The sequence below is a fragment of the Methanoculleus receptaculi genome, assembly GCF_033472595.1.
GTDB classification, from domain to species: Archaea; Halobacteriota; Methanomicrobia; order Methanomicrobiales; family Methanoculleaceae; genus Methanoculleus; species Methanoculleus receptaculi.
On the sequence record NZ_CP137642.1, the window covers coordinates 300,983 to 315,712 of the forward strand.

Sequence of the window (14,730 nt, forward strand, 5' to 3'; positions counted from 1 at the left end):
ATATCTGATCGGGATCGGCGGGTGCGCCGGGCGGGAACGAGTCCGCTAAATGCCTGGAGGACTCATACTTAATCATGGAGGTTTCGCCCGCTATCGCCCGCTACTTCGAGGAGATCGACGCCGGGCTCGAGGCTGCGATGCGCCTTGCCGCCGCCGCTCGCGCCCGCTGCCTCGACCCCCGAACGGAGGTCGAGATCCCGGTGGCAAGCGACCTTGCCGACCGCGTGGAGGCGCTCCTCGGCTACCGTGGTATCGCCGCCCGTATCCGGGAGCTTGAAGAGGTGATGTCCCGTGAAGAGGCCGCGCTACGGATAGGCGACGATTTTGTGGCAAGGAAGTTTGGAGAGACGACGCGAGAGGATATCCTGGACCACGCCATCCGCGCGGCGCTGGCCCTCCTAACCGAGGGTGTGGTGGCCGCCCCGACGGAGGGGATTGCAAAGGTCGGTCTCGGGAGGAACGATGACGGGACGGATTACCTGAAGATCTACTACGCTGGCCCCATCCGGAGCGCCGGAGGGACAGCCCAGGCGCTCTCTGTGCTTGTGGGGGACTACGTTCGCCGTGCGCTCGGGATCGGCCGCTACATCCCGCGCCCCGATGAGGTGGAGCGCTACATCGAGGAGATCCGGCAGTACAACAACATCATGAGTCTCCAGTACCTTCCGGGCGAGAAAGAACTCAGGATGATCATCGAGAACTGTCCTGTCTGCATCGATGGAGAACCGACCGAGCAGCAGGAGGTGAGCGGTTACCGGAACCTGGAACGGGTGGAGACGAACACCGTCCGTGGGGGTATGGCGCTGGTTGTTGCGGAAGGGCTGGCGCTGAAAGCCCCGAAGGTCCTCAAAAACGTCCGGAAGATGGAGATGGAGGGCTGGGACTGGCTCGATGACCTGATCAGCGGCGCGACCACGGCAACTAGCGAGGAAGACGATGCCAGCGCCGCGATCAAACCCAGAGACAAATACATCCGCGACCTGATCGGCGGGCGACCGGTCTTTGCCTACCCTATGCGCAGGGGCGGGTTCCGGCTGCGCCTGGGTCGGGCGCGCAACACCGGGTTTGCCGCGGCCGGCCTGAACCCTGCAACGATGCATATCCTGGGAGACTTCCTGGCGGTCGGGACGCAGATGAAGATTGAACGACCGGGGAAGGCGGCTGGAATTGTGCCGGTAGACTCGATCCAGGGGCCGACGGTTAAACTCCAGAACGGTGAGGTGCGAAGGGTGGACGATGCTGCAGAGACCAGGAAAGTCCTCGGACAGGTCGAGGAGATCCTGGACGTCGGTGAGATCCTGATCAGTTTCGGGGAGTTCATGGAGAACAACCACCCGCTTATCCCGCCGGCCTACTGCGAGGAGTGGTGGATGCTCGAGGGGGGGCCGCGCCACCCGGAGAACGAACTCGAGGCGATCGAGTTCGCGATCGAGGGTGCGCCCCTCCACCCCGACTACACATACATGTGGGACGATATCACCCCTGCCGATATCGCCCGGCTTGCGGATACGGTCTCCACAGTGGGCAGGACCGAGGACGGGGTGCTGCTGCTCCCGAACAGACCGGAGGTAAAGGCAATCCTTGAGGAACTCCTGGTGCCCCATCACCTCTCCGGGGACAGGATCGCGATCCGGGAGCACCTGGTCTTCCTTGCATGCCTGGGGTTGACGCTGGAGCTGGAGAAGCGGCCGGAGTGGCAGGATGCCCCGATGGAGAACTCTCTTGACCTGGTGATGCACCTCTCGGGTTTCAGGATCCGTTCGCGGGCCGGAACCAGGATTGGAGGCCGGATGGGCCGACCCGGGAAATCAAAACCGCGGGAGATGCGTCCACCGCCCCACTCGCTCTTCCCCATCGGGGACGAAGGCGGTTCACGCCGGTCGTTCCAGGCGGCCTGCACATCAAAACCACGTTCCAACACAGACGGCGGGGTGATCGAGGTGGAGACAGGGGAACGACGCTGCCCCGCATGCGGTGCGTTCACCTACAAGAACCTCTGTGACTGCGGGACGCACACAAACCCGGTCTTCCGGTGCCCGAAGTGCGGCAAGGAGGTGGGCGAGGGGGTCTGCCCACGGTGCAGGGTGGAGACCGTATGTCTCCAGAAGGTCACGATCAATGTCAGGGCGGAGTATGCAGCGGCGCTCGAACGGCTGGATCTTCGCGAATCCTCGATCGCGCTCTTAAAGGGTGTCAGGGGACTGATCTCCCGCGAACGACCGGTGGAACCGATCGAGAAGGGGATCCTCCGGGCGTTGCAAAACCTTTATGTATTCAAGGACGGCACTGTCCGCTACGATATGATCGACCTCCCCCTCACCCACTTCCGGCCGGGCGAGATCGGTGTCCCCATCGAGCGGCTCCACGAACTCGGCTACACCCGGGACATCCACGGCCAGGAACTTGCCTCGGACGATCAGGTGCTGGAACTCCGTCACCAGGACATCCTGGTCTCGGAGGACTGTGGCGAGTGGCTTGTCCGGGTGTCAAAGTTCATCGACGAACTCCTGGTGAAGTTCTACGGGCTTGAACCGTTTTACAATGCGGAGAAACCCACTGACCTGGTCGGCCACCTGTTGATAGGGCTTGCCCCGCACACGAGCGCCGGGGTTCTCGCCAGGTTGATCGGGTTCTCGAAGGCGCCGGTGGGCTACGGCCACCCGTTCTTCCACGCGGCGAAGAGGAGGAACTGTTTTGCCGGCGATACCGAGATTACCGTCTCAGACGGGCGGCGGTGGCTGACGATACCCATACGGCAGTTCGTCGTGGAGAACTTCGATATCTCAAGGCCGGGGCTTGACCATCTCGGGACATACTACTCCGACCCGAAACAACCGTTCTATGTGAGAAGCATAGACACTCAGGGGAGGGTCAGCCTGAAACGGGTGACCTCGGTCTCGGTCCACCGCGCCCCTGCGCACATGATCCGGTTTGAGACACGGAGAGGGAAGTTTATCACGGTCACGCCAGACCACGCGATGCTCGTCTGGGACACGGATTATCTCCGGAAGGTCCGGGCACTGGAGGCCGCACCCGGCGACCGCGTCCCGGTGGAGGAGGGGGGGGTTGTCGTCAGCGATGAGGTTGTGGCACGCGAGACGGTGCAGGCGCTCGATGATAGGGTATACTGTCTCACGGTAGCCGATAACCATACCCTTGCCGCAAACGGGATCTTCTGCGGGCAGTGCGACGGTGACGAGGACTGCGTGATGCTCCTCCTCGACGGGTTGATCAACTTCTCGCGCTCCTACCTCCCGGAGACCCGGGGCGGGACGATGGACGCCCCGCTCGTCCTGACGACACGGATCGACCCGGCAGAGGTCGATAAGGAGTGTCACAACGTCGATGTCTGCGACCATTACCCCCTGGAGGTCTACAACGGTTGCCTCGCATACACCCACCCAAAAGACCTTGACGACCACGTCGACCGGGTGGAACGGCGGCTCGGCACCCCGGCACAGTTTGAGGGGTTCTCGTTCACCCACCCGACCTCGAACATCTCGGCGGGACCGCTCGAGTCCACCTACACTAAACTGGGGTCGATGCTTGAGAAACTGGAGGCGGAACTCGAACTCGCGAAGAAGATCCGGGCGGTGGATGAGGACGATGTTGCTGAACGTGTCCTGAACACTCATTTCATCCGCGACCTCCAGGGGAACCTCAACGCTTTTTCAAAGCAGAAGGTGCGGTGCATGAAGTGCAACGCGAAGTACAGGCGGATGCCGCTTGCGGGGAAGTGCACCCGTTGCGGCGGAAACGTAATCCCCACCGTTCACGAGGGTTCGGTGAAGAAGTACCTGGAGATGTCGCGAAACATCTGTGCAAACTACCGGGTGTCTGATTACACAAAACAGCGGGTGGAGGTGCTCGCGATGCAGATCGAGTCCACCTTCGGCGAGCCCCCCGAGCGGCAGCTGGGGCTTGCGGACTTTATGTGAGAGTGAGGCTGCGTGACAACGCTCCCGCCCGCGGCCGTCCTGGCTGCCCTGAGATCCGGGACGCCCATCCCGACGGAGGAGCCCCGGTTGCCCTGGATTGAGCGGCTGGGATGCGGCACCCCGGCATACCGTTTAACGGTGCCCGCGTCTGCGCCTTGCCGGACACTTCTCTTCTTCCACGCCGGTGGATTCACCTCCTGCTCGACGGCCGACCACCTCGACCTCTGTGCGAGGCTCGCGGATGCCGCGGGCGCCGAGGTCGTCTCGGTCGACTACCGTCTCGCCCCGGAGCACCCGTTCCCTGCAGCGGTTGAGGACGCTCTCTCTGTCTACCGTTACCTGCTGGATGGGGGTTGCCTCCCGGCTCAACTGGTGCCGGTAGGGATATCGGCCGGCGGGACGCTCGTCCTCTCGATGCTCCTTGCCGGGCGGAGCCTGGGGCTGCCGATGCCGGCAGCGGCGGTCCTCCTCTCCCCAGCGGTGGATCTGCTATTCCAGGGCGAGTCGATGATATTCAATCAGGAGACCGACTGGCTCACGCCTGACCGCCTTGAGGCGATGCGTGATGACTACCTTGCCGGGCACGACCCCTCCGACCCGCTGGCATCCCCGCTGTATGCGGACGTTGGGGGGCTGCCGCCGCTCTTTGTGCAGGCGGGGGGAGGTGAGGTGCTGATCGACGGGATCAGAGCCTTTGTGGAGACCGCACGGCTCGAGGGGGTTCCCGTAACCTTCGACTGTGTCGAAGGGGTGTTTCATTTCTGGCAGGTGTTTGCCGGCGTTCTCCCGGAGGCCGCGGAAGCGATCGAACGGGCAGGGGTGTTCGTCCAGAGGTGCGTGCCTGAGGGGGAGTGATGGGGGCGGCCGAGGCCATCAAACTCATTACTCTGCAGGTTCAAATGTTACAGGCGCGAGGGTAGCCAAGCGGTCAACGGCGGTCGACTCAAGATCGACTCTCAAAGGAGTTCGCGGGTTCGAATCCCTCCCCTCGCATCCAGACGTGACGTCACAATCCCTTCAAAATCTTTATCAGCTCTTCCTCTGACCTTTTCTCATGGAACCTACCACATCCATTAACGAAGTTTTCCATTCGATCAGGTATGAATATCAAATTCGTGCCATAGATACCGCTCTTTTACGTGAAACCCACCTTTCGCACTAACTTGAGCCCTCGGTAGAATTATCAAACCGCAAGATCCTTGTACTTTCCGGAAAAACCTCTGTTGTGCCCACTTCTGCTGACTTCATCGAAGGCTCCAATGTCTCGATCGGCCATCTCGGGATCGTTGCCGGTGCTTTCGACACCCTCGGGATCGCCGGGGTCGTTGACCGTGCCATTCCCAAAACAAGGCACCAACACCTCACCCACGGGGATATTGTCAAAGCCATGGTGCTCAACGGTCTCGGGTTTGTCGAACGGCGACTCTACCTGTATCCGGAATTCTTCTCGGACATCGCCGTCGACCGGCTCCTCGGCGACGGCGTGACGATCGACCACCTCAACGACGACGTCCTGGGCCGGACGCTCGACGCGATCGCCGCGTACGGTCCGACCGAGCTCTTCAACGAGATCGTTGCCGAGTGCCTCCTCGCCAGCGACTACGGCACACACTGCCTCCACGTCGACACCACCGCCTTCAGCGTCAGCGGCGAGTATGACGCCGACACCGACCTCCCGCGACATGACCATCACCTACGGCCATCCCAAAGACGGTCGGTGGGACCTCAAGCAGTTCGTCCTCGGAATGGCGACCGATCAGCATGGCATCCCGCTCTTTCTGCAGACCTTCTCCGGGAACGAATCCGATAAGAAGACGCTGCTGACGATCATCACTCAACTGACTGAGAACCTGCAGCACCCGGGCAAGGTCTATCACATCGCCGATGCCGCCTTCTACACCGCCGAGAACCTCGCGACGCTCGGCACCCATACCTTCTCTGGATCAGCCGGGTGCCGGCGACCCTGAACGAGGTCAAGGATCTCGTCGCCGCAGACCTGCCCCTGCACCCGTGCGCGGACGACCGCTACCGGTATGCGGAGCATATGTCTGAATATGCCGGCATCCCGCAGAAATGGGTCGTCTACCACTCGGCACCGATGCAGGAGCAGCAGGAGAAGACATTCGCAAAAAGGCTGGAGAAGGACAGAAAAAAGGCAGAGACGTCGCTCCGAAAACTCAGGGCACAGGAGTTCGCCTGCGAGCCGGATGCCCGGATCGCCGCCGAGAAGTGGTTGCAGGAGCACCTGCAGTTCCGTTTTAGTTCTCTGGACATCCGAACAACTACCCGGAAGCTGACGAAGAAGCGGGGCAGGCCGAAGGCGGATGAGCCAGTGGAGACGGTCTATACGGTCTCTGCGGAGCTTGAGTACAACCCCCTGGTTGTCGAACAACGTCGGCAGAAACTCGGCCGGTTCGTTCTGGCGACGAACGATCGGGAACTTTCACCGGACGACCTGCTCAAAAACTACAAAGAGCAGGGCACGGTGGAGCGGGGGTTCCGGTTCCTCAAGGATCCCTCGTTCCGGGTGGCGGAGATCTATCTCAAGAAACCCTCCCGGATCCAGGCACTGGCGATGATCATGGTCCTCTGTCTCTTCATCTATGCGATGACTGAGTTCCGGCTCCGCCGGAAACTGCAGGAGAACGGGGAAACGGTGACCGGTCAGACGAAGAAGCAGACCCGAAAACCAACCCTGAAGTGGGTGTTCTTCCGCTTCCGCGGAGTCCGGGAACTCCGGTTCCAAGCGGAGGAGGCGGTGACGGTGCTGGTTACGAACATGAACCCGGAGTTCTGGAAGATACTCCGGTTGCTTGGAACGGAGTATGAAAATTACTAGTAACAGGTCAGGTATACCTGTAAGCCGCAGTTGGTATGAAGGCCTCTCCCTCGAATGCTCTCCGGATGGCCGTGATTACCGACCCTCCATTCTTCCTCACCGTTGAGATGTACCCCCGAACCCTGCAGAAGTTAGATGCCCCCTCCACACAACTGAGACGTCCCTGAGATCTTCTGCTGAACCTTCACCATCCTGATATCGCGCTCTGCAAGGTTGTTCGTAAACGGCACCCTGAAATCGGTCATGAACCGGAGGATCTCTACACGATATCTCTGACACCGGTCAATGAGGTTCTCAGCAGGAGTTCGTCTCTTCCGACTACGTCTCCCTCCTTGAACCGGCAGAGGAGAAGAGGGGTTCTCTGCCTTCCCGCTCTCGAGGATCAGATCAAATTGTCTTTGAAACTCCTCGATCTCAACCGGTGTGAGGGAAACCGCTGATTCCGGGGCTCCATCAACAGCGGCGTAGATCTCAAGGAGGAGATCATGCATCTCATCAGACCAACGCTGGCCGGTATTCTCCGATATCCCTTTGAGATCGCGGAGGATATGGGCATTACAGACCGCATGCTCGCATGCATACCCGAAGTATGGCGACCAGCAATCATGGACCATGATCCCCTTGAACGCAGGAAGTACACCGATCGCATCCATCGCCGCCGATCCTCTTTTCGGATGATGACCATAAAGCGTGAGGAGATCCGTACTGGCTGTATGCAGCCATTCTCGTTTGCCGTTCACCCGGAATCCGGTTTCATCAGCATGCAGAACAGGTGCTCCCTGCAGAAGGTGTTTCACCTCTTCTTCAAAACCGTCAAGGTTTACTGCACAGGCTGAAACGGACTGCATCAGGGTTGCCTTGACCGGGGAACACCCAAAGATGTCCGTGAAGATCTCCGCTGAACGTTCATACGGAAGCAACTGGTAGATGCAGAAGTAAACCATCAACGCCCGGATATTGTAGCCGTATTGGAGGTAAGCCGGAACCTCCTCGGGGAATGACCCTTCATGTATCCGACCACAGTGTGGGCAGACGACCGTTTCAGCGTGATGTTCGGTAACAACTACCTGGAGTGGGGGAATGTCATGAACCTGTCTCTTCTGAACAGAGGATGCCGGGACGAGAGCAAGGTATGCACCACATTCTTCACAGACATCTGCGCGGTGTGTCTGGATGATGTCTGGAGTCTCACACCATTCAATCGTCCGACCTTCATGTCCTTTCTGACCACCCGGACGTTTCCCGGTCTTTTTACGCTCTTTCTGAGGCCGTTTGAAGCCATCGGTGGATGGGGGACGACTGCTGTTTTGACTGTTCATGTTGAGACGTCGTTCGAGTTCAGCGATCCGGGCCTGCTGAAGTGAGCAGAGTTCTTGAAGTTGCTTGACTTCTTCTTCCAGACGCTGGATGATCGTGACGATCGCTTCAGGGTCGTTCTGTATCAGTGCAAGAATATCGTCACGTTCCATGATGACATAACCTGAATATCTATTTATCTCTCATTATATAAAGATCTAACGGTTGTATGGGCGTATTTTCAGAAAAGGGGGATTGTGATATGATGGGTAAGAGCAAGGCGGGGTGAAGGGGTGTCCTGACCTGTTACTTTATTTATAGCATATGATTGATTGTTGTACGTTCAAGAGGTGTATTGATGGCTAAAGTATCACAGGAAATGGTTAAGAAATCGGGTGTTAATCTGGATGAGCTCATCGATCTGCTGGTCAGGAATGCCGGAGCAGAGTTAACGACCTATTACTATTATACAATACTCCGGTTTAACCTGATCGACATCGAGGGTGAAGGAATCAAGGAGATCGCTGAAACCGCCCGGATCGAGGACCGGAACCACTTCGAAGCCCTGGTCCCGCGGATTTACGAGCTCGGGGGAAAACTTCCTGAGAGCATGGTGGACTTCCACAATCTCTCAGCATGTCCGCCAGCAAAACTCCCCAAAAATTCACGGGACGTACGAGCCATTCTGAAAGTCCTGGTCGAGGCTGAGCGCTGCGCTGTCCGCGGATACACTCATATCTGCGACATCACGGCGGGAAAAGATCACCGGACCTACGATCTTGCCCTCGCAATTCTGAACGAAGAGATCGAACACGAGTCCTGGTTCTCGGAATTCCTTGGCGAAGAACCGTCAGGACACTTCCTGCGACGCGGCGAGACATCCCCGTTTGTATCAAAGTTCTTGAGATAAACGGACAAAAAATTCTCAATTTTTTCGGGACCAAGACCCGCATATCAGAGATGGGGGTGAGTCATACGTGAATAATCGGTTAAATCCTAATACCACTGATCCCATCCACCCGGGGGAACACTCCTGACATGATCGATCTTTTCCTATCCCTCCCTCCGGTAGTGCAGGCACTTCTTGGCGGATGTTTCACCTGGAGCTTTACTGCGCTTGGTGCTGCAGTCGTCTTCATGACCAGGAGATTTAACCAGCGTCTCCTCGACGGAATGATGGGTTTTGCCGGCGGAGTGATGGTTGCGGCCAGTTTCTGGTCACTCCTGATACCTGCTCTCGACCTGGCGGAGGAGATGGAGTTTATCCCGTGGCTTCCCGTCGCTTCCGGGTTTGCAGCGGGATGGATATTTCTGATGCTCCTGGACCGGATAATTCCCCACCTCCATATAGGTTTTCCAGTAGAAGAGGCAGAGGGGATGAAGTCTTCCTTACATCACACAACGCTTCTTGTGCTTGCCATCACCATGCACAACATACCGGAGGGGCTGGCAATCGGGGTGGCATTCGGGGCTGTTGCGCTGGCGATTCCACAGGCCACGATCGCTGGTGCAATGGCGTTGACCATCGGTATAGCCATCCAGAATTTCCCGGAGGGCCTCGCCGTATCGATGCCGCTCCGGAGGGAGGGTATATCCAGGCTCCGCTGTTTCTGGTATGGCCAGCTATCGGCCGTTGTTGAGCCGGTGATGGCCGTGATCGGTGCCGCGGTCGTTATCTTGGCCCGACCTGCACTTCCTGTGGCCCTGGCCTTTGCAGCAGGTGCCATGGTCTTTGTCGTGATCGAAGAAGTCATTCCGGAATCGCTTAAGAACGGTTTTGAAGCGACAGCAACCTCGGGATTCCTTGCAGGGTTCCTGGTCATGATGATCCTGGATGTGGGCCTTGGATGAGGGCGCAAGACCAGTTCCTCTATAATTCCCAAAGATTTCGCAAATACTATCTGTTCCGGGTTGCACAGTGTTGTTAATGAATTTCCGTCTCTTAATTCCGATAATCGTAGCCGTTTTTGCAGTGATTGCAGCGGTTCTATTCTCCTTCTGGCCGCAATCACCATCCGGGGATGAGTCGCTCACTATGGTTATCATTGCGACCTCAGATCTCCAGAGCCTGGTGGAGCCGTTCAAACCCAAACTCCTCATACATTAGGGAATATATTCAGTTCAAGCCTCTCTGCGATCTTCCGTACCTGCTTTGGCACCTCGGTGATCGCTCTCTCCTCCCCGCTCCTCACTGCATACACCTTTGAAAGTTTCAGGAGGAGACCATGCGGTGAGAGATGAGCGGTCATTCCCACTTTCTTGATCCTATTCAGGATCCTGCAGTAGAGGTAGAGACACAGGAACCCCACAAAGACGTGGCCAAAGACCGCCGTTGCATCGCGGAGGTATAGTTTATCCGCCTGGATTAAACTGTTGAACACAAGCATTATGTTCTTCCACCAGGCTTCTGGACTTGTAGAGGTCGTAGACCTCCCGGGGTTCTGCCGCGAGGGATGAGACGATCAGGATCCGGCCAGCGCGCTTCAGTCGCTTATTCAGCGTCTCTCGGTCGATCACCCCCTCTTCCAGCAACCGGTAGAGCGTCTTCTCCTCCTCCGCCACCAGATCGACATCCTCATAGAGGTAGAGCGTCACCCCCTCCACCTCACGTTTCCCCGCATGGATCAGCCGTTTGTGGTAGAAGAAGTGGTCGGTGAGGTGGATCCGGGTCTCATACCGGGTGCTGTTGCGGCGCTGGGGGAGGACGAACTGGAGTCCTGACTCTCGCAGCAGGTTCTCGTTTGCCTCCGAGACGAAACCCCTATCGAGAACGAGGGTCGCGCCAGGGGCATCGATCTCGGCGAGGGACCGGACAAGCGTGGCGACATCCCGGACCGAGCCTGGCAGGCCCCGGATCATCACAGGAAGTCCTGTATCGGTCGCACTGAAGAGCGCGATGTTGACCTGCGGGAGCCAGATATCATCGGCGTTGTAGCCGAACTCGGCCAGGTTCACGGTATCGGAGCAGGAGAAGACAAATGAGAGGTCATAGACGAGGTGCTGTGCACGTGAGGAGAGATGCTGGAAGACCGTCTGTTGAGCGGTGCGGTCACCGCCGACCGCTGTTAGTACCCGGGAGAGCGTTCTTGGGTCACAGTCAGGTTTGATATCAAGGATGTTGTCAAGTTTATCCCACACATCCGCAACCCGCGAGAGCGGTGTGTAACCGGTGACCCGGGTGAATGTCAGTACAACGAGTTCCTGCCAGTAGTCTGGGAAAGCGTCCTGGAGAACCGGTAACAGGTCCGTGAACTCCTCTGTCATGAGGGCGGCGTTCCCATACTCCCTGACCGTCCTGAAAGAATGGAGGGGACGGCTACCACGCGATCCTTTCGGGATGAGACCAGCTTCTTTTGTGAGACGGCCAAGATACGTGCTCACCTTCTTCGGCGATTTGGTGGTCCTGTCGTAGACACTCGTTGAGCGGTAGACGTAGGGTTTGTTCTGGATGTATTTGATCTCCAGGCACTTCTCACCCTTCCGGCGCTGCTCTTCCAGCCAGGCACGAACCCAGTCTTCCATATGATATAATATTAGGGATTATAAGTATATAGATCTTGCGATTTGAGTGGCGGGATTGGAAAAATGAGGATGATTTGAAGAGTATAATCCCTAAATCATGCGGTGTTTGGGCTGAAATACTCTCCCGACACCGTTGAACTTGTCGGCGGCAATGAGTTGCTTGCACGCCACAAACGCCGATTCGGAAAAGGAGAACTGGCCTACGACCTCACGCACTTTCTCAAAACCTTCTCACGAAAACCAGGTGCCCTCCCGCACTCCCGGGTATTCCGGCAGTTGGACGAGTCGATTCAGCACCTATTGCATCATCACTATGCAGGAAGACACAAAGACTTCCTGCCGATTCTCTCGCTGTTCCATGAAGTAGCTGAAGAGGAACTTGTTGCCGCGATCCGGTTCCTGGAAGACCGGGGTATGGTTCCCACCTACGAGGCATTGCGGTGGATCATCATGCACCAAGAAGTTCAGGTGCCGGACACCCCGCTTCCTCTGGACCGTCTCATCATGGAGGAACCGAATTTCTCTCACTATGATGACTATCTCCGGGGTGTTCTCTGATGCCTGCCGGAATTGAAGATCTCTGTCATACCCTGCGTCTCTCGGGGCTTGCTGCGGCAGTACGGGAACTTGAACCGGGTCCGTGCTCCGAGGAGATTTTGGGGTTTCTCCTTCGTGCTCTGGAGTCTGAATACGAGTTGAGATTAGCACGAAAACGGTTGAATGCCATCCGAATAGCGGGGTTTCCCACGATGAAGCGGTTTGATGAGGTGGTGGTTGATCTGTTGCCGGATGATGGACGAGCGTATCTTTCGGTTCTGAAACAGTTACAGTTCATCGAAGAGCATCAGAATATCCTGATGATCGGGAACTCGGGAACCGGGAAGACCCATCTTGCGATCGCCACGGGGGTCCTGGCCTGTGAACAGTGGTATCGGGTGATGTTCAAGACGACGGCGGGACTTGTCAACGAGCTGGTTGAAGCGAAACAGGAGCGGCGGTTGACGTATCTTCTCCGGCAGTTGAAACGAGTGGATCTCCTGATCCTGGATGAATTGGGGTATATTACCTTTGACCTGGCAGGAGCTGAACTGCTCTTCCAGTTGCTCACCTTTTTTACTCCAGCCTCCCATCCCCTGGCACCTGAATCACCTTCCCCGGGACGCCGGCATACGGCGTGTCGTTGCAGGTAGCGACGATGACCTGGCAATGGTTCGCAACCTCCTTAAGGATCCGGCAGAGGCGCCGCATCCGGATCGGGTCGGCGTTCACCAGCCGGTCATCGATGACGATGAGGTTGCGCTCGTCTTTGCTCAAGAGGACACCCATAGCAAGACGCAGGAGGACGATGATCTGTTCGTGGGTTCCATAACTCAGGCAATCCAGGGGCAACGTTGCGTCATACTGTGGATTTGACACTTCAACCGGGAAGATATTCTCATTCATCCCGACCGAATCGTATGATCCATCGGTGAGCTGTGTGAGCCAGCGGTTCACCAGGTTGGCCACCGGGCCGGAAAGCGCCGTGGACTGCTCTTCCTTGAATGCCTGCATCAACTCATACAGAAGTTTCGCGGCTTCGGCCTGCCGGGTGACCCGATCGAGGTTGCGCTTCGTGGCCTCGAGCGATGCTTCCAGGTCCCCGATCCTGGAGTAGAAGCCCTCGGAAACAGCCTCCTCGATCCGGGCTTTTCTATCCACGATCTCCTTCTCAACGGACTGCATCTGCGTTCCAAGATCCTGGACAACAGTCAGAGCATCCGCATACTGCGCCTTCGGCTCTTCGACCCGGATCTTATACTCAACAAGGATGGCTGCAAGACCCTCACGTGCCTGCTCAAGTGCTACGAGCTCGTTCGCAAGCGTCTCCTGCAGGCGCTCGTAGGTGCCGTACGACCTCAATAGATCGGCATTCTGCTGCTCGAATCCTTTCACCTGTGTTCGAAGTTCGACCAGGTGAGTGGATGCTTTCTGCGCTTTATCGAGCGCCTTCTCATGAGCGTCGCGAGCCTCTTTCTCCCCCTGCTGTTCATGCTCAATCTTTCGATTGAGACCTTTTTTCTCCGCGGTAAGACCTTCAGACATATCTTGAATAGCATCATCTGAGAGTTGCTGCCATTCGGGAGGGGCAGCACCGATCTTGCTTTTCTCCTTAGTAATTTTCTGCTGAATCAGGGTAATGTCTTCTCTGTGCTGCTCAAGCCCTTTTTCGGAAGTGAGTTCTTTACGCGTCTTCTTGAGCCGCTTGATCTCCTGCTCAAGCTCCTGGCGGAGCTGCTGGAGGCCATAAAGTTCCTGCTCATCTGTCACCCCAAAGCGTTCGAAGAGCGAATCACGTTCAGCAGATAGAGATTGTAAGTTTGTCTGCAGTTCTTCAAGCGAAGATCCACCGCCCCGCAGATGAATTGTTCCAAGGTCACCGACTGTGAATGTGGTCGGGCCGAGAACAAGATACTCATTTTCCTCGGCGAGGTATTCTGCATCCGGGTCTGCTGTTATCGATAGATTTTCGATCTGCAGATCGAACCCGATACGGATGGCAGCCTGCTCAATCTGGCCGAGAAGAGTGGCCAGTTCCAGTTGTTGCTCCTGATACTTCTCCAGATCCTTCTTTGAGGGGAGGGGGGTTGTGGAGAGGACCTGTTTTTGCTCCCACAGGTCTTTTTCGGTGGTCTGGATACGCTCGATCTGCTCCTGAACACCCGCCATCTGCTCTTCGATCCGCCGGGTTCGCTCTATCGCCTGGAGGATATCAAGTTCCTTCTCCACCTGTTGTAACCGGGGGGCATGGGCATCTTTCCAGGATGCGTGATACTTCTCAGCCGCTATCTGCTCCATGCGTGATTCGGCCTGAAGTTCTTCGGCCTCACGCTGTGTCCCTGCAAGACGCGTATTTATCTCGTCGATCTGTGTGAGGCGGCGTTCTATCGCCGTACGATCGTCCGCGATCTTCTTCCAGGCCGCTTCAGCCTGTTGAACAGTCTCTTCTTTCTGCCTCTTCTCCGCCTCCAGAGCGGCCCCCTCGGAGATCTTTTGCTTGAGGTCCTCAACCTCTGCGCGGGCGGTTTTGAGCGCTTTGGCTTTCAGCCGCTGCTGTTCGGCGAAACCTTCCAGTTCCAGGCGGTGCCCTTCCACACC

10 protein-coding genes, 1 tRNA gene and 1 pseudogene are annotated in these 14,730 nt (G+C 57.3%); 8 read left to right on the forward strand and 4 right to left on the reverse strand.

Annotation, left to right across the window (positions count from 1 at the left end):
- Positions 1–74 precede the first annotated feature (74 nt).
- The 4 genes and pseudogenes from R6Y96_RS01610 (at position 75) to R6Y96_RS01625 (ending at position 6,777) form a co-directional block, all read left to right on the forward strand.
- Entirely contained in the window at positions 75–3,938 is a 3,864-nt protein-coding gene (locus tag R6Y96_RS01610; protein ID WP_318621748.1) for a DNA-directed DNA polymerase II large subunit, read from the forward strand.
- A 12-nt stretch (positions 3,939–3,950) separates the two neighbouring features.
- The gene (locus tag R6Y96_RS01615; protein WP_318621749.1) at positions 3,951–4,793 is read left to right on the forward strand and encodes an alpha/beta hydrolase; all 843 of its coding nucleotides are present in this window, start codon (positions 3,951–3,953) and stop codon (positions 4,791–4,793) included.
- 55 nt (positions 4,794–4,848) lie between these two features.
- A tRNA-Leu gene (locus R6Y96_RS01620) sits at positions 4,849–4,931 on the forward strand.
- Positions 4,932–5,184: 253 nt separating this feature from the next.
- Positions 5,185–6,777: pseudogene (locus R6Y96_RS01625) on the forward strand (IS1634 family transposase).
- Positions 6,778–6,908: 131 nt separating this feature from the next.
- Here R6Y96_RS01625 and tnpC read toward each other — a convergent pair.
- Complete coding sequence (tnpC, locus tag R6Y96_RS01630; protein ID WP_318621750.1) at positions 6,909–8,246, reverse strand: IS66 family transposase; 1,338 nt, start codon at positions 8,244–8,246, stop codon at positions 6,909–6,911.
- A 185-nt stretch (positions 8,247–8,431) separates the two neighbouring features.
- Between tnpC and dps the strand changes: the two genes are divergently transcribed.
- Together dps and R6Y96_RS01640 are read left to right on the forward strand one after the other, a co-directional pair.
- Positions 8,432–8,983: a DNA protection during starvation protein gene (gene dps, locus R6Y96_RS01635; protein ID WP_318621751.1), complete on the forward strand. Its 552-nt coding sequence runs from the start codon at positions 8,432–8,434 to the stop codon at positions 8,981–8,983.
- Between the two features lie 128 nt (positions 8,984–9,111).
- Complete coding sequence (locus R6Y96_RS01640; RefSeq protein WP_318621752.1) at positions 9,112–9,924, forward strand: ZIP family metal transporter; 813 nt, start codon at positions 9,112–9,114, stop codon at positions 9,922–9,924.
- Positions 9,925–10,169: 245 nt separating this feature from the next.
- On the opposite strand, the gene R6Y96_RS01645 is transcribed toward R6Y96_RS01640, so the two are convergent.
- Both R6Y96_RS01645 and R6Y96_RS01650 read right to left on the reverse strand, forming a co-directional pair.
- The gene (locus tag R6Y96_RS01645; RefSeq protein ID WP_318621753.1) at positions 10,170–10,460 is read right to left on the reverse strand and encodes a hypothetical protein; all 291 of its coding nucleotides are present in this window, start codon (positions 10,458–10,460) and stop codon (positions 10,170–10,172) included.
- On the reverse strand, positions 10,426–11,595 hold the full coding sequence (locus tag R6Y96_RS01650) for a transposase (protein ID WP_318621754.1): 1,170 nt from the start codon (positions 11,593–11,595) through the stop codon (positions 10,426–10,428). The genes R6Y96_RS01645 and R6Y96_RS01650 overlap by 35 nt, the downstream gene beginning before the upstream one ends.
- Before the next feature lie 102 nt (positions 11,596–11,697).
- Here R6Y96_RS01650 and R6Y96_RS01655 point away from each other — a divergent pair, with 102 nt between their 5' ends.
- Both R6Y96_RS01655 and R6Y96_RS01660 read left to right on the forward strand, forming a co-directional pair.
- Positions 11,698–12,153 (forward strand): hypothetical protein, encoded by a 456-nt coding sequence (locus R6Y96_RS01655; protein ID WP_318621755.1) that lies wholly within the window; start codon positions 11,698–11,700, stop codon positions 12,151–12,153.
- A complete protein-coding gene (locus tag R6Y96_RS01660) occupies positions 12,153–12,785 on the forward strand; it encodes an ATP-binding protein (RefSeq protein WP_318621756.1) in 633 nt (210 codons plus the stop codon). The genes R6Y96_RS01655 and R6Y96_RS01660 overlap by 1 nt, the downstream gene beginning before the upstream one ends.
- Here the strand turns inward: R6Y96_RS01660 and R6Y96_RS01665 are convergent.
- Complete coding sequence (locus R6Y96_RS01665; RefSeq protein WP_318621757.1) at positions 12,709–14,727, reverse strand: ATP-binding protein; 2,019 nt, start codon at positions 14,725–14,727, stop codon at positions 12,709–12,711. The genes R6Y96_RS01660 and R6Y96_RS01665 overlap by 77 nt on opposite strands.
- Positions 14,728–14,730 lie beyond the last annotated feature (3 nt).

Bases quoted from the DNA above. Each gene is read 5' to 3' on its own strand.
- R6Y96_RS01610 (WP_318621748.1), top strand. From the start codon at position 75: ATGGAGGTTTCGCCCGCTATCGCCCGCTACTTCGAGGAGATCGACGCC.
- tnpC (WP_318621750.1), bottom strand. From the start codon at position 8,246: ATGGAACGTGACGATATTCTTGCACTGATACAGAACGACCCTGAAGCG.
- dps (WP_318621751.1), top strand. From the start codon at position 8,432: ATGGCTAAAGTATCACAGGAAATGGTTAAGAAATCGGGTGTTAATCTG.
- R6Y96_RS01640 (WP_318621752.1), top strand. From the start codon at position 9,112: ATGATCGATCTTTTCCTATCCCTCCCTCCGGTAGTGCAGGCACTTCTT.
- R6Y96_RS01645 (WP_318621753.1), bottom strand. From the start codon at position 10,460: ATGCTTGTGTTCAACAGTTTAATCCAGGCGGATAAACTATACCTCCGC.
- R6Y96_RS01650 (WP_318621754.1), bottom strand. From the start codon at position 11,595: ATGGAAGACTGGGTTCGTGCCTGGCTGGAAGAGCAGCGCCGGAAGGGT.
- R6Y96_RS01660 (WP_318621756.1), top strand. From the start codon at position 12,153: ATGCCTGCCGGAATTGAAGATCTCTGTCATACCCTGCGTCTCTCGGGG.